Annotated in this window: 19 protein-coding genes; 7 read left to right on the forward strand and 12 right to left on the reverse strand. The window is 52.2% G+C overall.

From position 1 onward, the window contains the following. Window positions 1-359: 359 nt before the first annotated feature. From CWO84_RS16475 to CWO84_RS16505, 6 genes are all read right to left on the reverse strand, one after another. Entirely contained in the window at window positions 360-1331 is a 972-nt protein-coding gene (locus CWO84_RS16475) for a FecR family protein (RefSeq protein WP_101053898.1), read from the reverse strand. Between the two features lie 182 nt (window positions 1332-1513). Beyond that, on the reverse strand, window positions 1514-2035 hold the full coding sequence (locus CWO84_RS16480; RefSeq protein WP_101053901.1) for a sigma-70 family RNA polymerase sigma factor: 522 nt from the start codon (window positions 2033-2035) through the stop codon (window positions 1514-1516). Between the two features lie 365 nt (window positions 2036-2400). Continuing rightward, a complete protein-coding gene (locus CWO84_RS16490) occupies window positions 2401-3615 on the reverse strand; it encodes a sialidase family protein (protein WP_101053906.1) in 1215 nt (404 codons plus the stop codon). A 39-nt stretch (window positions 3616-3654) separates the two neighbouring features. After that, window positions 3655-6186 (reverse strand): TonB-dependent receptor, encoded by a 2532-nt coding sequence (locus CWO84_RS16495; RefSeq protein WP_101053910.1) that lies wholly within the window; start codon window positions 6184-6186, stop codon window positions 3655-3657. Window positions 6187-6363: 177 nt separating this feature from the next. Next, complete coding sequence (locus tag CWO84_RS16500) at window positions 6364-7356, reverse strand: FecR domain-containing protein (RefSeq protein ID WP_033158265.1); 993 nt, start codon at window positions 7354-7356, stop codon at window positions 6364-6366. A gap of 73 nt (window positions 7357-7429) precedes the next feature. Continuing rightward, a complete protein-coding gene (locus CWO84_RS16505; RefSeq protein ID WP_033158264.1) occupies window positions 7430-7945 on the reverse strand; it encodes an RNA polymerase sigma factor in 516 nt (171 codons plus the stop codon). 420 nt (window positions 7946-8365) lie between these two features. Here CWO84_RS16505 and CWO84_RS16510 point away from each other — a divergent pair, with 420 nt between their 5' ends. Then, a complete protein-coding gene (locus tag CWO84_RS16510; RefSeq protein ID WP_101053913.1) occupies window positions 8366-10774 on the forward strand; it encodes a TonB-dependent receptor in 2409 nt (802 codons plus the stop codon). 510 nt (window positions 10775-11284) lie between these two features. Next, window positions 11285-12025 (forward strand): monofunctional biosynthetic peptidoglycan transglycosylase, encoded by a 741-nt coding sequence (mtgA, locus tag CWO84_RS16515; protein WP_033158262.1) that lies wholly within the window; start codon window positions 11285-11287, stop codon window positions 12023-12025. 7 nt (window positions 12026-12032) lie between these two features. On the opposite strand, the gene yjgA is transcribed toward mtgA, so the two are convergent. Together yjgA and CWO84_RS16525 are read right to left on the reverse strand one after the other, a co-directional pair. After that, the gene (gene yjgA, locus CWO84_RS16520) at window positions 12033-12680 is read right to left on the reverse strand and encodes a ribosome biogenesis factor YjgA (protein WP_033158261.1); all 648 of its coding nucleotides are present in this window, start codon (window positions 12678-12680) and stop codon (window positions 12033-12035) included. Window position 12681: 1 nt separating this feature from the next. Beyond that, on the reverse strand, window positions 12682-12909 hold the full coding sequence (locus tag CWO84_RS16525) for a hypothetical protein (RefSeq protein WP_225892965.1): 228 nt from the start codon (window positions 12907-12909) through the stop codon (window positions 12682-12684). Window positions 12910-13347: 438 nt separating this feature from the next. Between CWO84_RS16525 and rdgC the strand changes: the two genes are divergently transcribed. Further along, window positions 13348-14256 carry a recombination-associated protein RdgC gene (gene rdgC, locus CWO84_RS16530; protein ID WP_033158260.1) on the forward strand — a complete coding sequence of 303 codons (909 nt, stop codon included), beginning with the start codon at window positions 13348-13350 and terminating at the stop codon, window positions 14254-14256. After that, window positions 14256-15221: a L,D-transpeptidase family protein gene (locus CWO84_RS16535; RefSeq protein ID WP_033158259.1), complete on the forward strand. Its 966-nt coding sequence runs from the start codon at window positions 14256-14258 to the stop codon at window positions 15219-15221. The genes rdgC and CWO84_RS16535 overlap by 1 nt, the downstream gene beginning before the upstream one ends. Before the next feature lie 66 nt (window positions 15222-15287). On the opposite strand, the gene CWO84_RS16540 is transcribed toward CWO84_RS16535, so the two are convergent. Both CWO84_RS16540 and CWO84_RS16545 read right to left on the reverse strand, forming a co-directional pair. Next, window positions 15288-15566 carry an Lpp/OprI family alanine-zipper lipoprotein gene (locus CWO84_RS16540; protein ID WP_165385904.1) on the reverse strand — a complete coding sequence of 93 codons (279 nt, stop codon included), beginning with the start codon at window positions 15564-15566 and terminating at the stop codon, window positions 15288-15290. Between the two features lie 84 nt (window positions 15567-15650). Beyond that, window positions 15651-16205, reverse strand: coding sequence for a L,D-transpeptidase (locus CWO84_RS16545; protein WP_033158317.1), 555 nt, complete (start codon window positions 16203-16205; stop codon window positions 15651-15653). A gap of 72 nt (window positions 16206-16277) precedes the next feature. On the opposite strand from CWO84_RS16545, the gene CWO84_RS16550 reads away from it, so the two are divergent. Further along, window positions 16278-17912: an alpha-D-glucose phosphate-specific phosphoglucomutase gene (locus tag CWO84_RS16550; RefSeq protein WP_033158257.1), complete on the forward strand. Its 1635-nt coding sequence runs from the start codon at window positions 16278-16280 to the stop codon at window positions 17910-17912. Between the two features lie 46 nt (window positions 17913-17958). On the opposite strand, the gene CWO84_RS16555 is transcribed toward CWO84_RS16550, so the two are convergent. After that, window positions 17959-20070: a hypothetical protein gene (locus tag CWO84_RS16555; protein WP_101053916.1), complete on the reverse strand. Its 2112-nt coding sequence runs from the start codon at window positions 20068-20070 to the stop codon at window positions 17959-17961. 295 nt (window positions 20071-20365) lie between these two features. Here CWO84_RS16555 and CWO84_RS16560 point away from each other — a divergent pair, with 295 nt between their 5' ends. Then, complete coding sequence (locus CWO84_RS16560; protein ID WP_033158255.1) at window positions 20366-20572, forward strand: cold shock domain-containing protein; 207 nt, start codon at window positions 20366-20368, stop codon at window positions 20570-20572. Between the two features lie 213 nt (window positions 20573-20785). Further along, window positions 20786-21052 carry a hypothetical protein gene (locus CWO84_RS16565; RefSeq protein ID WP_020484270.1) on the forward strand — a complete coding sequence of 89 codons (267 nt, stop codon included), beginning with the start codon at window positions 20786-20788 and terminating at the stop codon, window positions 21050-21052. Between the two features lie 224 nt (window positions 21053-21276). Here CWO84_RS16565 and CWO84_RS16570 read toward each other — a convergent pair whose 3' ends face one another. Continuing rightward, complete coding sequence (locus CWO84_RS16570; protein ID WP_084153389.1) at window positions 21277-21963, reverse strand: zinc ribbon domain-containing protein; 687 nt, start codon at window positions 21961-21963, stop codon at window positions 21277-21279. Between the last annotated feature and the right edge of the window lie 76 nt (window positions 21964-22039).

Raw genomic sequence — 22039 nt, forward strand, 5'->3', positions numbered from 1 at the left:
CCTGGCTTGTGATTGTGATGACGGCGGTTGGCGAGGGAAGGTGTTCCGTCGGCGTATCCGCAGGGGTTCCAAAGCAAAGACGAAGGGAGGGATGGGTTTTATAACCTGGGTGAGAAAATATTTTTGACCAAGGACGCAGCGCAATGCCCTCAGCGACCGGATGGGGCCTAGGCTCGGCGCCACGCCGCTCCGTAAAAGCTATGAAATTCACCCGGTCAATAATCCCGTGTAGGCAGTACTGGCGAATTTATCCAGGGCTTATTGGCAGGGGCTAAAAATTATTAATCCGGCCCAAAAATACCGTTCACCTTTATGCCCCTGAGGGTGCGAACGGCATTTCACCGATAAATAGGGCCGGGTCAATAATGGCGGTGCAGGACGATGAATGCGTCGGTCAGGCGGGTTTCGCTAACCGCCAAGGTGGTCTCGATAACCGTCAACGCCGCTTCCGGGTCGTTGGCGTTGAATACGCCGGTCACCAAATGCGCGGCCAAGTCGGGATCGGCGATGACGATTTTTCCCGGACGGTAGCGGTTTAGATCGTCGATGACTTGTTGCAGCGGCTTTTCCTTAAACACCAGGCGCCGCTCCTGCCAAGCGGCGGCTTGCCTGAGATTGGTCTGTTCCGGTGTGCCGCTTTTACCGTCGAGCGACGCGACGCGCTGGCCCTCCGGCAGGCGCTCGATGGTCGCGCCGTCGGCAAACGCAACGCGCACACTGTGCTCATAAACGGTGACTGCCAGGTCGCCTTGCCACTGTTTAACGTCAAATGCCGTGCCCAAAGCGCGAACCCTACCGCCGCCGGCAACGACCTCAAACGGTCTTGCGGCATCGGCGGCCACTTTGAAATAGGCCTCGCCGCCGTGCAATCGAATCACCCGCTGTTGTTCGGAAAAATCCACCGACAGCGACGAAGCGGTATTCAAAATCACCGTCGAGCCGTCGCTGAGCTGAATTCGGCGCTGCTCGCCGGTGCTGGTGCGGAAGTCAGCAAAATAGCCGGCATTAAACGCCCAGCCCAAACATACTGCCAGCATCAGGCAGGCGGCAATGGGCCAGCGCCATAGACCCGCCCCGGCCGCAACTGCTCTGCCGGCTTTTTGTACTGATCGTTCGATTCGGCGAACTTGGGCCGGATGCAAGGTCTCCACGCGCCGAAAAAAAAGCTGTGTTTGTTGCCAGGCTTCCCGGTTCTCTCGGCTGGCCGCCAGCCAGGCCAGCCACAATTTTTCCTGCTCACTGTCGTAGAACGGCGATTCGCGCAGAGCCAGCCAGTATTCGGCTTGCTCCTCGGCGCTGGCGTCGGGAAAAGGCGGGAAGGAAGGGTTCATATCCAAAGTGGCTGTGCTGTCTGCTCGGTGTCCTGATTATAAAACGCTTGTTGGTAAACTCAGGCCCGATGGGCAAAAACTATTAATCCGGCCCAAAATGCCGTTGGCCCGGTGTATGTTGAAGGACACAGGGCCAGCCGAGTGCCGGGAATGGTCATGGATGGCTTAATAAATAAACCCGGTCAATCCAGATCGCCAACCTTCGCTCGGCAATGGCGCATGGCCTGGGTCAAATATTTAAAGATCATGGTTTGTGATATGCCCAGCCTTTGTTCCACCTCTGCGTAACTGCAATGCTTGAGTTTGAGCAAGATAAACACTTCCCGGCATTTGGGCGATAAATCATCCAACGCAGTGACCAGTTGCTCTAGTTGTTGTTGCGACATGACAGTCCGTTCGGCGGATAACGAAGATTGTACGCCTACTTCAGCCTCGTCATTTTCGGCGGCTTCCAGATCTGGGCCGGCATGGCGGCTGTGGCTGCGCAGATAATCGGTAGCCAGATTGGCCGCGATGCGGAAAATGAAGGCGCGGGGATTTTCCACGCTATCTTTGCCGCCGTAACCGGCATAGCGAATGAAGGTTTCTTGAAAAATATCCTGCGCCGTATCCGTACAGCTGATGCGTTGCGATAAAAACCGCAATAACTCGTGGCGATGCTTGTGCATCAGATCGGCAATGTCGGCGGCAGTCAATTCAAGCATGGGATAGTTTAGGTAGGCGGCCAAATAGGGTGTTGATTAAACCGGCCCTATTTGTCGCGGGTATGCCGTTCGGGCTGGCTCAGTACCTTAAGAGCGCTAAGGCGAGCGACATTAAGGGCTGGGTTAATAAGCAAGCAATATTTGCACCCAAACTTAGAAAAGAGAGGTTTTTTAGCGTGAGATTGTCCGGAAAGCCCGCCGGGCTTGAGGGATTGCGCAAACCGCTAAAGGCAATTGGGAAAAGTCGGCGGGCAATATCCGGCGATACAACGGCATAAACTGTGTCATATGCCGCGTTTGGGAATGCTGGCGAAGGGCTCGGGACGAGAATATCTCAAGGTCAATCTGCTCTTTTAGGGGCTTGTTTAGTCGAGGGATAAACTGACCAGGCGTATTTTCTTCTGAAGCGGATCGGTCCAGGCCACAAAAGCTTGCTTGCCGACGCGGGCCAGCGCCAGGTATTTGCTGGGCCATTTCGGGAAGCTGCCGCGATATACGGTGGTTTGCCGGCTGATTTTGCCCTTGCTGGTCACTTTGGCAACCCTTAGCTCATCGTCGGGACCATTGCGGCCGCGCCAGCTGACCAAGGCCGAGCCGTCGTCCAGCAGCAAGGCGTTGGTATAGCCGCTGGCGTCGGCATCCAGCTCGATAGGCGAATTAAAATGCGCGCCTTGGTCAGTGGAGAAAGCCAATTTCACCCGGCCTTTGCCGTCGGCGGCAGTGAACCAAGCCGCCACACCGGCGGTGGGCGTCAGATCAATGGATGGCCCATTACTGGGGCAACCGCCGATCACCCAGCCGTCCGCATGAACGTTAGCAATTTGCGGATTGCCGCCAGCCTGCCAGCGCACCGCGCTGATGTCGCGAATTTCCCCGGTGGCATGATCACGGTAGACCGTGACCAATTGTTCGCCCTGCGCGTCGGTATAGCTGCGGCAGCAGGAGCAGACATCGTCATCCAGCACGATCTCCGGGCTGGCTTGCCAGTTTTTGTCGATGACGCTTGCCATCAGTTGGTAACGATTGGTTTTCTTATCCGCCGCCGGGTCGTGGCTGGCATGGCGCATGTCGGTCCAGACCAGCGCCAGCCGGGCATCGGGAAGCGCGGCCAAAGACATTTGTGCGTCATAAATTCGCGCCGCGTCGCCGTATGGTTTTAACGCCGGACTCCAGCTTAAACCACCGTCGATAGAACGTGCCAGTAAGATGTCCGCCGCATAGCGATCAGTAGCACCTTGCCGATAAGGCATCCAGGCCGCCGCCAGGCTACCGTCGCTCAAGCCGATCACCACCGGCGGATCGGCCAGCTTGCCTTTCACTTGGACGACGGTGAGCGGGATGCTCCAGCCCCCTTCTTCCAGTATCGCAAACTTGGCGGTACTGGTTTCGGCGTCGGTTTCCACCCAGCTGACAATCAAATGCTCATCGGCGGTTTTAGCCAAATGGTGCTGCTGGCTGAAACCGGCCACCGGCAGGTCCAATTCGCGGAACGGCAGCGGTTTGGCCAAGAGCGATTGGCTGATGCCGGCAAACAGCAACAGGCCGGCAAGGGTGTTTGTAATCAATTTGGCGTAGCGCATGATGGTTCTCGACGGTGGCGGACAGGTGGGCAATTTACCTCAATATTCCACCCGAATCGAGCCGATAGCCGTCAGCGGCGCACCGGGATACACGCCCAGGGCCGGCGCGACGTTGGAATCGGGGTCGGTGGACTCGTAATATTCCTTGTCCAGCAAATTGCGGATGTTGAACTGGGCGGTGATGCGGGAACCGCCGACTTTTTGCTTATACGCCAAAAAAGCGTCCAGCCGTACATAGCCCGGCATCTGGAAAGTGTTGGTATTGTCTCCCTCGCGTTGGCCGGCAGCAACACCGCCAAAACCCGCGCTCAAACCGTCCTTGGCGGCGTAGCCATTCATGTCGTAACGCAGCCACAGGCTACCGGAATGCTCCGGCACGTTGCTCATTCGATTGCCCTGAGTGCCGCCGCTGTAGTCCTTGATGATCCTCGCATCAGTAAACGCATAGCTGCCGATCAAACTGAATTTGTCGGTCAAATACCCGGTGGCGTCCAACTCAATGCCTTGGCTGCGTTGCAGGTTGGCGATACGGTCGAAAGGATCGGGAGTTGCATTATTGGCAACCAGAATATTGTCTTTTTCCAGATGGAAATACGCCAAGGTTGCCAATAGCCGTTGGTCGAACAATTGAGTTTTCAAACCCACTTCAAATTGTTCGCCGATCTGCGGATCAAAACTGCGGCCATCAGCGGCCGGCGCGTTGTTATCGCCGAACGAAGTGGTCCAGTTGCCGTAAAGACTGAGTTCGTCCATGGCCTCGTAAAGAATGCCGACTTTGGGGCTGAAACCTTGGTCCTCGCGTTTGAACTGGTTGATACGGCTTTCGGCGGTAGCAAAATCAAAGCCGTTGCCGCGGCCGGTTTCGGTCCAGTCGTAACGGCCGCCGCCCATGATGTGCAGCTTGTCCCAAAAGGTGATTTGATCTTGGAAATACACCCCGTACCAGCTGTTGTAGATTGAAGCGCGATTACCGATGCCGCCATTCGCTGCGGTGCCGAATGTGTCGCCAGTAGTCGCAAATGCGCTATTGAATGTCGACTGGGAAATGCCGTAGCTGGGATAGGGGTTGTAGATGTTGATCGCCAATGCCGGATCGGCGCTCTTCCAACGACCGTCGCCGCCATACTTGTTGAACGTGCGGTAAAAGTCGAATCCGACCAACACGTCGTGTTTTAGAGCACCGGTTTGAAATTTGCCGGTGAGATCCAGGTTGGTAGCGTAATGCTCTTGATCGGTGATTTGCCGGAAGATATTGCGTTGCATCAAGCCGGTAGTCTGGTTCAACGCTGCTGCGGCGTCAAATGCGGGCCCCGGATTGACAAACGTAGTACCTCCTTCCGCGAGACTGGCCAGAAAGCGGTTGTGTATCGCCCAGTCGTCGTTAAAGCGATGGTTGATTTCGCTGCCGATTTTGACGCCGGATTGCTCGCCGTTCGGCGTATTCGGATCGCCCAGGTTACGACTGATCGGAATTGAGGCCGGGCGATTGCCGATAAATGGAATGCCGAAATCGGCCGGTGCGGTCTTTTCGGTGCCCTCGATATCCAGCGTCACGTCGGTGTAATCGCTGGGCCGCCAAGTAATGCTGGGATTGAACACCATCCGGTCCACCGACACGAAATCCCGGAACGAACCGTTACTTTGGTAGGCGCCGGAAAAGCGATACACCAAAGACTTGTCGCTGGTCAGCGGCCCGCCGGCATCCCATTGGGTCCGGTAGTGGTCGTAGTTGCCGAACTGCTGTTCCAGCGAGTAGTACGCCGTATCCAGGCCGCGTTTGGTGGTGAGATTGATCATGCCGCCGGGTTCGGTGCGGCCGTAAAGTTGTGCCGGGCCTTTGATTACTTCGATGTTTTCCAGGTTGGCGGCGTCGAAGTCGCCAAAGAAGGCCTCGCTGGCCATTAAGCCGTTACGGTAAATGTTGTTGTTGCGAAAGCCGCGCACGATGAAGCCCACGCCACCACCCAGCGAGGGATTAGCGCGCACGCCACTGACGTTTTCCAGCGCATCCTTGACCTTGGTGGTTTTCTGGTCGTCCATCACTGCACGTGACACCACTTGCACGGATGTGGGGTTCTCCATCAACGGCGTGTCCGTTTTAGTGGACGCAAAGGATTTTGTCACCGCATAGTCCTTGCTGTAAGGGTCGGCGGCGTTGCTGCGGGTGCGATTGCCGGACACCGTGACCGCCGACAAGGTTGAAACATCGTTGTGCGAATCCGGCGCTTTTTGCAGCGTAATGGTGCCGTTACCGGTGGCACCGGCTACCACGCCGGTGCCGGCCAACAGTTTTTGTAAAGCTTGTTGGGCCGTCAATTGGCCGCTGACACCGGGCGATTTCAAGCCTGCCGCCATTTCCGCCGGATAACTAAGCTGTACGTTGGCGGCGTCGGCAAAGGCATTTAATGCGCCGCCTAAGCTTTGTGCGGGGATGTCGAAAGCGATGTTTTGTTCGGCGGCAATGACGGCAGGTGTGCTGAGCACAGCGGCGATTGTCAGCGACAAAGGCCAACGATTATATTGCGTCGGCTTGCCTTTGCGGTGGGCTTTGCGGAACGGATAAGATGCCATTAGATTCTCCCTTAGCGAATGAATTGATCCCCCGAAAGATTGGGGTTGCAATGGAGACGGGCGAAATGCGTTTTCCCTCAGCTTGACGGTAAAACTATTTTTTGAAGCTAAGAAGATATGGCTGAATGGCGGCTAGCTTTGTCGGGCGATTTGGCTAGGCGATAAGCTTTGCGATGCTCAAGCGATCACCACCAGCCACGGTGTAAATCGGTAAATCCGGATTGGCAGGGTTTGTTGTAACGACTCCAGGGTTTTATCGGTGTCGCGAATATCAAAGCGGCCGCTGACTTTCATGTCCTGCGATACCTGATTGCGGATTATCAGGCTACCGCGCCGATAGCGGCCAATTTCCGCAATCACCTTCTTGAGCGGCACATTATCGAACGAGACGCTGCCTTTTAACCATGCCGTGGCGTTGTCGGCGGGCTGGTGGCGGATTTCGCCTTGGTGGCGAGCGCCGACCTCCACGCTGTCATTGGCGTTCAATGTGGCCGGATTTTGCCGATCCCGGCTGACTTCCACCACCCCATTCACCACGCTGACCGTGTCGCTGTCGGCGTCTTCCTTAACCACGAAACGTGTACCCAATACCCGTGTGTTGCTGTAGCGGCCATCCACTTGAAAAGGATGTTGAGAGTCGTGTTGCACCTCAAAAAATGCCTCGCCCCGGACTAGCTGGACATGGCGCCGGCCATTACGCATGTTAACGTTAAGCGCGGTACCGGAGTTTAAAGTGACTTGGCTGCCGTCGCTGAGCTGTACGGTTTTTATTTCGCCGACGGCGGTGCAGTAGTCGGCCTGCCAGCAGCTTAATGCCGGCTGATAAATAAGCGCGGCGATGACCAGGCAAGCGGCTGCGGCTAACAACGGTTTGGCGCCGGGGGCGATACCTAAACGCCGCCTTGGGCTGTTGACTGGTTTACTATTCAGCGAAATCTGTGGCGACAGCGTGGCGGCGTCCAGCGTGGCGTGGAAATCGGCATCCTCCCAAAATGCAGCGATTTCGGCATAGGCCTCGCGGTGAGCAGGGGCGGCTTGGTGCCAGATTTGAAATAGCCGGCGTTCGTCTGCCGCTACCGACTCGGCACGCAGCCTCACAAACCATGTCATCGCCTGCTCGCTAATGGCATCAGGCTTATCAGAGTCGGCGGACGGTTGGTTTTCAGTCATGGCTGCATTATAAGACGCTGGGCTAGGCGTATGCCTGGGTAATATCGGTACGACGGTTAAGGCGGCAAAAACCTCAGTCGGTCCGATACGGGCGGCCAAAATGACTGCCTAGCTGTTTGCGGCAATACATTAAGCCTTTGAGGATGTGTTTCTCCACGGCGCTCTCGGAAATATCCAGAAAATTAGCCACTTCCCGATAACTCAAGCCATGAATTTTATGCAGGATAAATGCATCACGGCAGCGCGGCGGTAACTCGTAGATGGTTTGTTGCAACAGGGTGCGCCATTGCTGATCGGCTAATTCGGCTTCCACTCCGGCCAGTTGCGGCTCATCCAGATGCCGCGTCGCTTCCTGATGACGCTCGACGACTTTATGGTGGCGCAGGTGATCCATCGCCAGATTGCTGGCGGTGCGGTATAAAAATCCGCGCGGGTGGTCTATGGAGGTATCGTTGGCGGTGCGGGCCAAGATCAGATAGCTTTCTTGCAGCAAATCTTCCGCGGTTTCCGGGCATTTGACTATTCGCAGCAAGTGGTGCAGCAGCTCCTTGCAATGCAGTCGATACAGCGAGCTGATGTCCGGGGTCATGAGGCAGGGTTGGGTTTCAGTGGTTTCAGGAGCTCCGTCCCATGCCTGATTCGTGCCAGTAATGATTCAAATGCGGACCAAGGCGCTGAATATCCTGATATTGCTGGCTTGGAGCAAAGATCGGCGGTTCGCATTCGCGCTACCCGCACACATTTAACTGGTGTTGAATAGGTTATATGGCGCATCTGGCGCGGCATATAACCTATTTTTTGATGGTGGCCGGTACGATACCGGAAAGCAAAATAGGGGGACTGATTAGCGGATTAGCGAAATGCCGAGAAAAGCGTTCGATGTGTCGGGGCCTGCAATGTCAGTAGCAGCCACTTAGTTGCCATGAATTTTTGTGCCTCACCTCCTGTTTTCTGCCTGTCGTGCGTCAAAACAACGATAGTCATTATTTAACAACAGCGAGGGAAATTCATGGCGTTGAAACAAACATTTAGCGGCGGCCTGTTTGGACATGCTTCGGCACTGGTATTAGGGGCTGTGTTGGCGGTTTCCGGTACCGCGGTGGCAGATAGTGTCAGTCGGGCTTTCAGTATCCCCGCAGGCTCTCTGTCTACCGCGCTGAATCGCTTGGCGGAATCCGGCGGCTTGCAACTGGTCTACGACACGGCAATCACCGAGGGTCTGCAAAGCAAGGGCCTTAGCGGCCATTACACCCCGGAAGCCGCGTTGCAACGTTTGCTGGCAGACAGCGGATTGAGTTACCGCATGGCTGAGAGCGGCAATATAGTGATCGAAAGGCAGTCTCTGAATTACAAACAGGACCCTACGGCCTTGCCGGCGGTGAATGTGGTGGGCAAAAAGGTATATGACCCTAACGACCCATTCAGCCAGTTCTATGCGGTGCCGAATGCATCAACGGCGACCAAAACCGATATTGCGATCATGGACACCCCGGTATCTATCCAGGTTGTGCCCAAATCGATCATGAACGATCAACAAGCGATCCGCATCGAAGACGCCTTGACGCAAAACGTCAGTGGGGTGCAACGGGCTTACGGTACGGCGGATATGTACGAAAGCTTCATTATTCGCGGCTTTGCTTCCGACGATCAAATGTACCGCAATGGTTTCAGGCGCTCGATGGGCAAGTTCGATCCGGCGAATATCGAACAGCTCGAGGTGTTGAAAGGCCCGGCATCCGTGCTTTATGGAAGGTTGCAACCCGGCGGTATGGTTAATTATGTGACCAAAAAGGCGTTGGATGTGCCTTACTATTCCTTGCAGCAGCAATTTGGCTCCTTCAGTGAATTTCGTACCACGGTGGATGCAACCGGGCCGCTGGATAAGGATAAAACCCTGTTGTACCGGTTTAATGCCGCTTACGATGAAGGCAATTCTTTCAGAGATTTTTTTGATCACGAGCGGGTATTTATTGCGCCGAAATTGACTTGGCGGCCCAACGACCGCTTCGAGGCCAATGTCGAAATAGAGAAACGCCATGAAAATTACACGGAAGATTATGGCGTTCCGGTATCGGGCAATCGGCCTATTACAAACCGCAGATCCTTATTTACCGGCGATCCGTCCATTAAACCCAGCCAAGACACTACGCTGATTTATGCGGATTGGAGCTTCAAATTTAATGATGACTGGGGGCTAAGGCATAAATTTCAGTGGGACGAGACCGACATCGTATTCGGCGGCGTTGCGCCTAATAGTAAAATTAACGCGGATGGGCATACTCTGGATCGATTTGGCATCCTCGGCACCAGTAACCGCCGCTCTTACTCTACCAGCCTGGATCTCACCGGAAAGTTTCAAACTTTCGGCCTCAAACATAATGTTTTAGTGGGGGGCGATTGGTTCTTTTTTAATCAGGATGCGCCGGACAATAACTTTAGTTACGGCACCATACCCACATTCGATATCAACAATCCCCAATACGGCAATTTCGACATGGCGGCTCTGCGCGCCGAGCCCGCCAATTGGTTTTGGCGCTCGCGCGACGATTGGTACGGGGTGTATTTTCAAGACCAAATTACCTTGTGGGATAAGCTGCACATCATGGGCGGCGGGCGTTACGATATGGCAGGTTACGGCGGCTACGGCGGTACCTCCTGGGATGAAACCAAGGCTGGATTCAGCATGCAACACGAAGATAAATTCAGTCCGCGGGTAGGTATCGTTTACCAGCCTTGGGATTGGTTGTCTGTATATGGCAATTACGTTGAATCATTCGGTACGAATAACGGCCGTTCCGCTACCGGCGGCAATTTTGCACCGCAAGCGGCCGAGCAGTATGAAATCGGTTTCAAAACCGAGTTTTTCGATAAACGCCTGTCGTCAACAGTGGCGTATTATCATTTAACTAAAAATAATCTGATGACTTTCGACTTGAGCACGCCGGACCCCACCGATCAAAAAACTATCGGCGAGGCGCGTAGTCAGGGCATTGAAGTGGATATTAAAGGCCAGATTACCGATGAATTCAGCCTGGTGACGACCTACGCTTACACCGATGCAAGATATACCAAGGATTACAGCGGCTTGCAGGGCAATCGGTTGTTGAATGTGCCTGAGCATCAAGCCAGTCTGTGGGGTACTTATCAATTCACTGAGCACTTCAAGGCCGGTCTCGGCGGTGTAGTCGTCGGCAAACGCGAAGGCGACAATACCAATACCTATCAATTGCCAGGCTATACCCGGCTGGACGCCATGATGGCGTATGTGCAACCTATAGGTAAAACTCGTCTGACCGCGCAAGTCAATGTCTACAATTTGCTGGATAAGGAATACTACACCGGCTCAACTTCTTGGTTGCCTACCGCTAACGTTGGTGCCCCTATTTCCGCCATGGGATCATTGAAATTGGAATATTAATTCAATACGGGTTGATGGTGCTGCTGATAAAGCGGTGCCATTAGCCCCTTTTGAATATCCTCGTGTGAATATCCCCGTGCGAGAGCTTTATTTGGGATAGAGGATGGGCGTATGGACAACTCAGTCTTGCGGCTCATCGCCAACTCGATTTGAATTTTTACTGATTATTGAGCAGGCAGGAGGTATAGAGGGCTTCGTCATCCCTGCCCGGATAAAAGCGGTTTTCCGCGCTTTTATCCAGGTATCCTTGGCGTCTTGTTTTCCATGTTCACGGGGGAGAGAACTTAAACATCCTTGACACCGGTCTTTATATAACAATATCCATGCCAAACCCTGAAGGCTACGTGATCCAGGATTTTTCGCTAAAATCGACGGCCATTCTGTTAATTTCTATGTTATTTGCCGCAATAAAGGCTTTGCTTTGCGGCATTTCCCGCAAAAGCCGCAGTTAGTCAATTCCGTGTTCAATCATGGATAATAAACATCCCAGTCACAACGCTCGAATCGCTCGTGAAGCATTTCCGTCATCCGGCCCGCTATCGCCAATTTTGGCGCCAACCCAAAACGGCGCTTTCTTTACCGCAACGTTGCAAGCGCGGATTGGTTTATGCGGCGCTGTTTTTTGTGCTCAGTTCGCTGCTGCTGGTAGGCGTATTGCGGTACCTGCCGGCGCCGACGTCGGCATTCATGCTACATCAGCATGTTGACGACCTGGTCGAAGGCCGACACTATAGAGGCATTGATCAGCGCTGGGTCAGTCGCCGGCATATTTCGCCGCACGCCTTTGCTGCGGTGGTCGCGTCCGAAGATCAATTGTTTTATCAGCATAACGGCTTTGATGTTGACGCCATCACCAAGGCTTTTAACCAATATTTGCGCGGCGGTAAACTGCGTGGGGCCAGTACGATCAGTCAGCAAGTCGCGAAGAATTTGTTTTTAAGCCCGGCTAAAAACTTCGGGCGTAAGGCGCTGGAGATCTGGTTTACGTTATTAATAGAGGCTATTTGGGACAAACAGCGGATTCTGGAAATGTATTTGAATATTGCCGAGTTCGGCGATCATTTATTTGGCATAGAAGCGGCCAGTCGCCGTTATTTCGGTATTTCCGCCCAGCAGTTATCTGCCAATCAGGCTGCGCTGTTGGCGGCGACATTGCCGAACCCTATATTGCTAAAAGCCGATCAGCCCAGCGCTTATGTACATAAACGCCAAAGCTGGATCTTGGGCCAGATGCGGGTATTGGGGAATTGATCGCTTGTTAATCCTCTGCATCCTGATTATTCTGCGCGTCCTCGTCAGAGAGCGGCAGGCCGGACGCATCGGCAATCAGTTCTTTCAGATATTTGTATAACAAGCGCGCCGACTTAGGTGGTTTGGCTTCCTTGGCTTCTTTTTGCGCGTTGCGCTGCAATTGGCGCAAATGTTGGCTATCCGCGCCCGGAAATTCTTCCATAAATTGGGTCAGTTGCTGATTGCCATTGGCTGCCAGCAACAAATCGCGCCAGCGTTCGGCCTGATGATGTTCTCTGACCGCATGGGCGCTGCGATTTTTCATCCGCGCCAGTTTTTCATGAATCGCGGCGGTATCCAGCTTCCTGAGCTGCGCGGTGATATATTTCAACAAGCGTTTTCTAGCGGAGTTTTGCCCCATTTTGCCGGCGTCGCGCAGGGCTTGTTCTATGTTCTCGGGTAATTCGAATTCGGCAATATGTGCAGGGGATAGAGCGCATATTTCCTCGGCCATCGCAAACACTTCGGCTATTTCTTTTTTGATGCGAGTCTTGTTGGGACGTATCGCGTAATATTCGACCTCTTGTTCTTCTTCGTCGCTTTCGCCGTCGTCCTCGTCATGGGGTTCGTCGTAATAATCTTCTTCGAATTCTTCTTGGTAATCTTCGTCGTTCATGTCAAACCATTGCTATTAAGAAAAGCACGAACATCACCACCATCAGCAGTGGCCCAATAACGCTGGGCCAATCGGATGGTGTTTGTTTGCTACGCGCGATTGCGGCTTTGATGCCAGGCTGCATCCAGAACAAAAGCAGCAGCGCCAGGGCGCCGAGTATCAGGTTTTCCCAGGTTGACAGCATGATGTGACCGCTTTGTTGTGAGTGAGGGACTTTGCTATGCGGCATTCTAGCAAACCTTGCCACGCAATAAGACATTGCTTGCTGCGACACATTAAAAGTTGTTTGTCTGGATTTGTCGCTAAGCGATTATTGCAGTTGGGTAAATTCAGTTATTCACAGAAGCTGTGGATAACTCTGTGTATTAAATGTCGAAAGCCTTTGCTGGTCCCCGGTAGCTCTGGGCTGCGGTCAAATTGTATATTATTAGGTCACTATCATTAGTTAATAATAATCAATGATTTACAAATGATACTTTGTATTTCAACGAGTTATTTTGTCAAGCGTTTTCTGGTGTTGTCGTAAACAGTTTTATGTGTATAACTTGTTTACACGCCAAGCAAATTTGCGGCCAAACTGTGTTTTTTGGCGAGTCTTTAAATGGGCTGGCTTATATGGTGTGCGTAAATTTGCGATAATGGCCGGTTTTTAAAAAAGAGTCATTTCATGTGGTTTAAAAATCTTGCAGTCTACCGTTTTACCGAGCCATTTACTTTGGATGCTGTTGCTTTGGAGCAAAAACTGCAACAACAGCCGTTTCGTTCCTGTGGCAGTCACGACGAGTTTAGTTTCGGCTGGACCTCGCCACTGGGTAGAGCTTCGGATGCGCTGGTACATGCCAATAACGGCTTCTTGATGCTATGTGGCAAAAAAGAAGAAAAAGTGGTGCCTGCATCGGTGATCAACGAAATGCTGCAAGAGCGAATCAATGAAATTGAAGAACGCGAGGCGCGCAAATTGCCGGCGAAAGAACGCAGCCGCATTAAGGACGAATTGATATTCGAACTGTTGCCGCGGGCGTTTTCGTTTTCCCGCAAAACCTATGCTTATATCGATAGTCAAGGCGGCTGGTTGGTTGTGGATGCGGCATCGGCTAAAAAAGCCGAAGATATGCTCAGCCAATTGCGTAAATGTCTGGGTTCCTTGCCTATCGTACCGCTCACCGCTACCGCCAAACCGGCTAGCGTGATGACGCAATGGTTGATCGACAACACCTCGCCTAAAGATATTTTGATCGAAGACGAATGCGAGCTGCGTTCGCCGGAAGAAGAAGGCTCGATTATTCGTTGCAAGCGTCACGACTTGGCCTTGCCGGAAATCAAGAATCATCTGGATAGCGGCAAGCAAGTGATTAAGCTGGCAATGAGCTGGGCCGAACGCATTTCGTTTGTGTTGGATGAGAACTTGGCGGTCAAGCGGCTAAAGTTTCTTGATCTTATCCAGGAGCAAGCCGCGGATATTGAGGCATTCGACGAAGTCGAGCAGTTTGATGCCGATTTTTCTATTATGACGGCGGAACTTGCTCAGTTTTTGCCGCGTCTGCTTGAATTATTTACTGCTGAAGGTAACGCCTAATGAAAACCCGTTTGTTATTCAGTTTGCTGCTGACAGCCAGCACTGTAGCGTCGGCACTGACGCTGCCGGCACCGGATAGGCCGGGTGACAGTTTGATAGGCAATCCGCCGCATGAGGTCAAATATGTCGCGGCCAAGCAGGAAGACACGCTGATTGACATCGCCGTCAACTTCCGGCTGGGTCAGGACGAAATCGTGCTGGCCAATCCCCATGTTGACCGTTGGTTGCCGCGCGAAGGCACGCAGGTGCGGATTCCCAGTAGCTTTATACTGCCCAATGCGCCGCGCCAAGGGATCGTGATCAATCTGCCGGAAATGCGTATTTATTATTTTCCGGATTCTAGCAGGGTCGTAACCTATGCGATCGGCATCGGCCGGGAAGACAACTGGAAAACACCGCTAGGTAAAACCCATATAGCCGGTAAAACCGAAAATCCTTCTTGGACTCCGCCAAAATCGATCATTGCCGAGCATTTGGCTGATGGCGATGTGTTGGAGCCTTATTATCCACCCGGCCCCGATAACCCGCTGGGGCTGTTTGCGTTTAAACTTGGCATATCAGGCTATCTGATTCACAGCACCAACAAAACCAACGGTGTCGGCATGCGGGTAAGTCACGGCTGCATTCGAATGTATCCGGCCGACATCGAGCAGTTTTTTCCGATGGTCAAGGTTGGTACTCAGGTCAATATTGTTAATCAATCCATTAAGGTGGGCTGGTATCACGACACGTTGTATATGGAGGTCTATCCGGAAATGGAAGAAACGCCGGCTACTTATGAACAGCGCTTGCATACGGCATTGAACTTGATAGAGCAAGCCAACGGTGGGCAAATGCCGGTAATCAAAGGTTCTGTTTTAAAAGCGGCAGTAGAAAAAGCGACGGGTATTCCGGTGGCTATTTATGAGCGTCCTACCCAGACGCCTCCTGTCGTGCAAGGCCAAGCTGCTCCGGCAGCAAAATAGAGGCAACAAAAAAGCCCGTGGCCTTGCGGCTCACGGGCTTTTTAAAATCAACAACAGCAATAATGCTTATTTGTGTTGTGATTTTTTGAACATACGGTCCAATTTGCTGTTGGTGTCTTGAGCATATTGAGCAGCACGGTTAGCAGCAGCTTCAGCAGCAGCAGCTTTTGCAGCAGCTTCAGCAGCAGCGGCTTTAGCAGAAGCGGCGTCAGCAGATGCAGTAGCAACTTTGCCTTCCAAAGTGCCAACTCTTGCGTCCAAAGCTTCCAGGTCTGAAGTGCTTGCGCAACCGGTTGCCAAAGCTGCAATTGCAACAACTGCTGATAATGTAATAGCTCTCATCATGGTTTTCCCCTTGATTGTGGTTTCAAAAAATAATAAATGAAAAACGGTGGTAATTGTCCAACATTTTTTTGGATTTTACCAACATTATTTCACCGTTACGAGTGTCCCTTTTTCTACCCATTGACTTAACTGATCAATTTGATCATTAGTCAACGCGATACATCCGTGTGTCCAATTCATGGATCTGTGGATGGACAGACTACCGCTGCCCAAACCATGAATACCGATTTGCCCACCGAGATCGGTATTTTGCGGCGGAATTTGTCCGGCAGAATGCGCTCTGGCAATAGCTTCGTAAGTGTCGAGATCGATTTTTCCTTTTTTCAAGGCATTATCGGCATTGTCTACATTGGGATAGGTCAGGCCGAAGAATTTACGGAAAGCGCTTCTTTCGTTGATCCAGCCGATCCGATAGTTACCGAGCGGCGTGATGTCATCGCCGCGATGATTCTTTTCGCCGGCGCCATTGCGGCCAATAGCGATATTTTCCAGCACGGCAACTGTCTTGTCGCCCTTTCTGACTTCCATGCTTTGCGTCTGCGTATCGACCAACAACCAAACATCCTGGTCAGCGAAACTGCGTGCTGATACGGTACAACCCATCACAATCAAAACACCTAATAATTTTTTCTTTATCATGGCAATCTGTAAATCATCAAAGTTTTGGTGTAATTTAACCCTTTCGAAACGAGGTATTACAAAGGGTAGCATATGACAACAACAATCACCAAAACGACTCCCTACGATGATCAAAAACCCGGTACATCGGGCTTACGCAAAAAAGTCAAAGTCTTCCAGCAACCCAAATATCTAGAGAATTTCGTCCAATCCATCTTCGACAGTCTGGAGGATTTTCAGGGCAAAACCTTGGTGATTGGCGGCGATGGCCGCTACTTTAACCGTAAAGCCATCCAGATCATTATAAAAATGGCGGCAGCCAACGGTTTCGGTGAGCTCATTATAGGCCAAGGCGGCTTGTTGTCCACTCCTGCCGCATCAAATATTATTAGGAAATACAATGCGTTCGGAGGTATTGTTCTATCAGCTAGTCACAATCCCGGCGGCCCTGAAGAAGATTTTGGGATCAAGTACAACGTCGGCAACGGCGGCCCGGCTCCGGAAAAGTTTACCGACAAACTGTACGAGAATACCAAAACCATCACCGGTTACAAAAAAGCCCGTTTCGGCGATATAGATTTAGACCTTATCGGTGAAGTCGAGAAAGGTGGCGTGAAAATTCGAATTATCGATTCGGTAGCCGATTACGCTGAATTAATGGCCAAGATATTCGATTTCGACCTGCTCAAACAAAGCATCCATAACGGCTTTATCACCTTGCGTTTCGATGCGATGCACGCCATCACCGGGCCATACGCCAAGCATATTCTGGAAGACACCCTGGGCGCGGCGCCCGGCTCGGTATTTAACGCGGTACCGCTGGAAGACTTCGGTGGTGGCCACCCCGATCCGAACATGGCTCACGCTCACGAACTCTGCGAAATCATGTTCGGCGCCGATGCGCCTACGTTTGGTGCGGCATCCGACGGCGATGGCGACCGCAATATGGTGATGGGCGCGAACATATTTGTTACTCCCAGTGACAGCTTGGCGATTATGGCCGCCAACGCCAAGTTGATTCCGGCTTATGCCAAAGGCATTAGCGGCGTAGCCCGCTCGATGCCGACCAGCCAAGCGGTTGACCGGGTTGCCGACAAATTGAGCCTGCCTTGCTACGAAACCCCAACCGGCTGGAAATTTTTCGGTAACTTGCTGGATGCCGACAGAATTACTATCTGCGGCGAAGAAAGTTTCGGTTCCGGCTCCAATCATGTCCGCGAAAAAGACGGCTTGTGGGCGGTGCTGTTCTGGTTGAATTTAATCGCGCGCAAACGCGAATCGGTGGAAGATATTGTCCATGAACACTGGCAAAAATACGGCCGCGACATTTACTGTCGGCACGATTACGAAGCGGTCGATTCCGACATTGCCAACGGCATTGTCGCGCATTTGCGTGGTCAGTTAAGCAGCCTACCCGGCAAAAGCTGGGGTGATTACGAAGTCAAATTTGCCGATGAGTTCAGTTACACCGATCCGGTCGATGGCAGTGTCAGCAGCAACCAAGGCATCCGCATCGGTTTTGTGAACGGCTCGCGCATCGTGTTCCGGCTGTCCGGTACCGGTACGGTCGGCGCTACTTTGCGTATTTATTTGGAACGCTACGAGCGTGATGTCAGCAAGCACGATCAGGATGCCCAAGTCGCGCTGGCGGAATTAATAGAGATTGCCGAGCAGCTCTGCGAAGTCAAAAAGCGTACCGGCAGGACCGAGCCTGACGTTATTACTTGATCGAACCCGGCGGCATAATACGTTAGGTCTGGCTGAAGCGCCTGATCTAACGGCTCTGCCCGTAAGCATCCCGTAAAATCTGCTCCGCAGTTCGACCGCCCTCCGCCAAAGCCTGAGCTCTGTCGATGGATAAGCCCAGGCCGTGTCCGGCGCCTATGCCTGCAAATTGCCAGGTCTGACCATCGGCAGCTGTTACCGAATCAGGGCAAGAAGGTAGCTTCAGGGTATTACGAAAAATCTCGCAACTGAGCAACTCTTCGCTGGTCGGATAAAATAGCCGGATAAACAACTCGCCGTCCTTGCGCCGTTCGCGGCGAATATCCAGAATTTGATTTTCCGCAAATGCCCGGCTTAGCTCCGCGCTTGAGAGCTGCCGTTGCCAGTGCTGATCACCGCCGTTGGCAAACGGTAACCAGTTCAATCCGGATTTGGCCGCCAGTTGGTCCAAAAGCGTCAGTAACGCAATATCGGTGTGGCTGCTGCGTCGCGGCTTGTCCTCAGGCAACTCGCCGAGATAGACCATGCAATGCGTGGTGTCGCAAAGTGAGCTGGATTCATTGTGCCTATGGCTGCCGTGACTGCCGTTCCAGGCAATCACAGCCCGCATCGCTTCGCGTGCACTGCCTGCTAAATTTTGGGCCTCGGCAGCCAATACGCCATCGACATAGCTGTCGAGATCAGTTTCCAGCACGGTTACTCCGTGTTCATCAGTTTGTCGTAGAACACCTTTCACCACCCGCTCGGATCGGCTGCCACGTGCGCTGGAAACGATCCTGATTTGCCCGCAAACCGTAAAGCGCCCGTGTTGGTTAGCCACTAACGGACAGTCCGGCTCCGCACTCCAGCTATCTGGATCGGTAGGCGTTAACAAACTAACCCTAACTGCCGCAAAGCGGCTGGGATAGTCGTGTTGCCAAGTGCTCAGCAAGGCGGCAGCTTTGCTTAATATTGCTGCGCCACTGACGCCGCGTTGCCGAAATATCGCCAGAAACACCGGGTGCGTAGCTGGCCAGGCTAGCATTAAGTGGCCTGCCAAGGGGTGGCCGTCAACAGTCGATACCGTGCCGGTTTTTGCTAGAACTTGAAGTTGGCGCAACAATTTTTTATCGGTTTCGCGTTGCCCCGCCAAGGTGGAGTTGGGCAGGATACCGTTTTGACTCAGGCCGCGAAAATATTCCGGCTTCGATAGCAAGGCCGCCCGCATTGTTAGTGCCAGTTCGGGCAAGTTGGTCTGTAAAGCAAAATCGCCGTCGGCGTTACGTTCGCCCAGGTAAGATCGCCAGGTCTGCAGGTCCGATGGTTCAGTTTGCGCCGGAAGTTTTTGGTCTTTAATGGGCGACAATAACAGACGATAGCGTTCGCCTTGAAATTGCTCGCGGCGCCGCAAAAGCTTTTCGGTATCGCTCGCCGCCAGTTCTGTACCTAGCAAATCCGGATCGGCTTGCGCCAATGCCGCCGCATAGGGAATTTTCAACAAGGAACCCGGGGGTAAGCGGCTGACTTGGTCGCCGCCGCTTACCAATATCCGCCCGGACAGCAGGCTCATCAACAGAAAGGAGCTATCCCCCGCATCATCAAATGCCTGACCAAGCATTTCATTTAATTTTGCCGACACGGCACACGGTTCGTTCGGCCAGCCGGTATTGACCAAGATTCGGGCCAATGCCTCGCGGTCATTGCTATCTAACTCGGCGCCTTGCCTAACCCGGTTTTTGATGCGTTGCAGTTCAAGCGATCCGGGCCAGTCTCCAGGTGCTAGGCTCGCCAATTCGCCGCTAAAATACATCGCCCCCGCTTCTTCAGCCCAAGCCGGTAAGCGGCCGCCACAGCTGCGATGACTGGCTTCGTGAAATAGTTCGTGACGCAGATATACCGCCTCGCTCAGCCCGCCTTGCGGTTGTTGCCGCAGATAAATACTGCCGGGCCGCCAGCCGCCGGCATGGCGGCCGCTGAACGCTCCACTGGTCAACGCGGGAAACACCCGCACCGGATCGTCCTCGCTAGGTATCTTGTAGCCTTGCGCCGCTAGTTCACTAACGGCAATAGTCGCGGCTTGTCTTAATTCAGCTTGCTGGGTTAGCGCCCCGAAAAACAAAATCGCCGCGCCAACATCAAACAAATATTGCCGTCTGATGCATCGCTTTAATGAAGCATTCATTGGTAGTTAAAGGTTTATGCTGAGCATGAGGAATCCCGCAAATTGCCGAATAGCGAAGATAAGTCCTGAAGTATCTAAATATTGGATTTTACGATTTAAATTGACAATCAGTCGAATCAGCCTAGAATGCAAGCCAGCTAGAAAATACGATTTACCCTTTGTCTACCAGCTCGATGTCTCTTCAGTAGTCCTTCGTCCTAGTTTTTCATTAAGTAATTTCCACATTTACCAGCGTGACCCGCCTTACTTTAGCTAGGGCATTATCTAAATTTTAATAGGACTTATTATGTCTACAATGACAACTGGCGTCGTAAAATGGTTTAACGCAGACAAAGGCTTCGGCTTTATCGAACAAAAACAAGGCCCTGACGTTTTCGTACATTTCAAAAACATTCTGAACCCAAACAACAGCTACAGAACGCTGGACGAAGGTCAGCATGTACAGTTCAAATTGGGCCGCGGCCCTAAAGGCCCACAAGCCGAAGAAGTAACCATCGTTTAAAGATTAAGCCGTAGTTGCCAATTGGTACCTACGGCTTTTTTGTTAGATAGAGTGGAAATCAAACGCGGTTTCCACTTTCGTTCTTCCCACCGTTTCATTTCAACGTACTGGATTGCTTTTAAAAGCTTCTAGCAAAGCATTCAGCAGACTAAACTTTAGTTGTCCGCAATGGTCCAAAGTCTTTGTAATTTTAATCAAGTAAAGAGGTGGGGCATGTCGTTAAAAAACGAATTTGAAAGTTTGCTCGTTAATCTGGATTCGGTTCGCGAGGAACTGCAACTGAAGTTGCATCTGGCTTCAATGGATGCCAAGGATGAATTTGCAGAAGCGGAAAAACAGTGGTTGCAGATTAAAAGTAAAGCCGCTGAAATTGCCGACGAATCGATAGAGACTTCCGAAGAGTACATCGCCAAGGCTAAAATCGTTGGAGAGGAGTTGAAGGAAGCTTATCAGCGAGTAGCCAAGCGCCTTTCCGAGTGATCTGCCAAAACTCAAAAAGCTGGCAAATTTAATTTGGTACCAGCCTTGCCGCTAGTGCGGGCTGGTTCATAAGGCTATTGCCTTTGGTATGCAATAAGTTGGAACAGGTAGCCGCCAATTGTGCTGACCATGGCGGCTTGGAGCCTATCAACTCAACGGCGGTTTTTGCAGTGTGGTTAAGCTATTGAATTAGCAACGCGACTTCAGCTGTAGATCTAGCTTCCTCAGCTGTCCGAAACTATTGTACTGCCAAGCTTAGATCCGCAATTTTGGCAATATTGTTGATCAACCGAAACCTTCGCTTCGCATGCGGGACATGTATTGGATGATTGGGTTTTATGTCCGCAGGCATTACAAAAATGAGTATTTGCGGTAATGTCGGCGCCGCATTGCTGACAGGCCGGGTTTTGCTGGGGGAGAAGCCTTGATAACATTTTAACCAGCTTGGCAACGGTATCGATCAGGTAAGTAGCATGGCTATAGGCCCTGAACACAAACCAAATGCTGACGCTTACAATCAGAATGATCGCGCTACTATGGTAAATCGTTCTACCCAAGCTATCGACGAACGGCGCCAATAACTCCCAAAACAATGCCTGTACGGTAATCAAAATCAACAGTGCGGTTAGCGGCTCGGCGATACCTTTGGCAAATGACAACGCACCGCCGCTGTTGGGAATGGCCTCTATCACGTAGCCGGCAAAAAAATAAAACAAGATTAATGCTGCCAGCCTGGCAAAAAACCAGACTACGGCCGCGGCCTTGAATACGCCGGCCACTTCCAATTCCGTCATTACCGGTACTAGCGTAATTAATTTGCCTATTGTCAGAATGCTGGCAATCGTAATGAATAGCTGGGCGGCCCGCTGCCATGCATTGCTTGATGAGGAAATCAAAGAAAACATAAGCATTGCAACTCCTGTTTGTAGGGGACTGCATTTGAATCAATCATTAGCTCGTTGAATGGGCGTGATTCCTTAGGTAGAG

It is taken from the genome of Methylomonas sp. Kb3 (genome assembly GCF_002834115.1).
GTDB lineage: Bacteria > Pseudomonadota > Gammaproteobacteria > Methylococcales > Methylomonadaceae > Methylomonas > Methylomonas defluvii.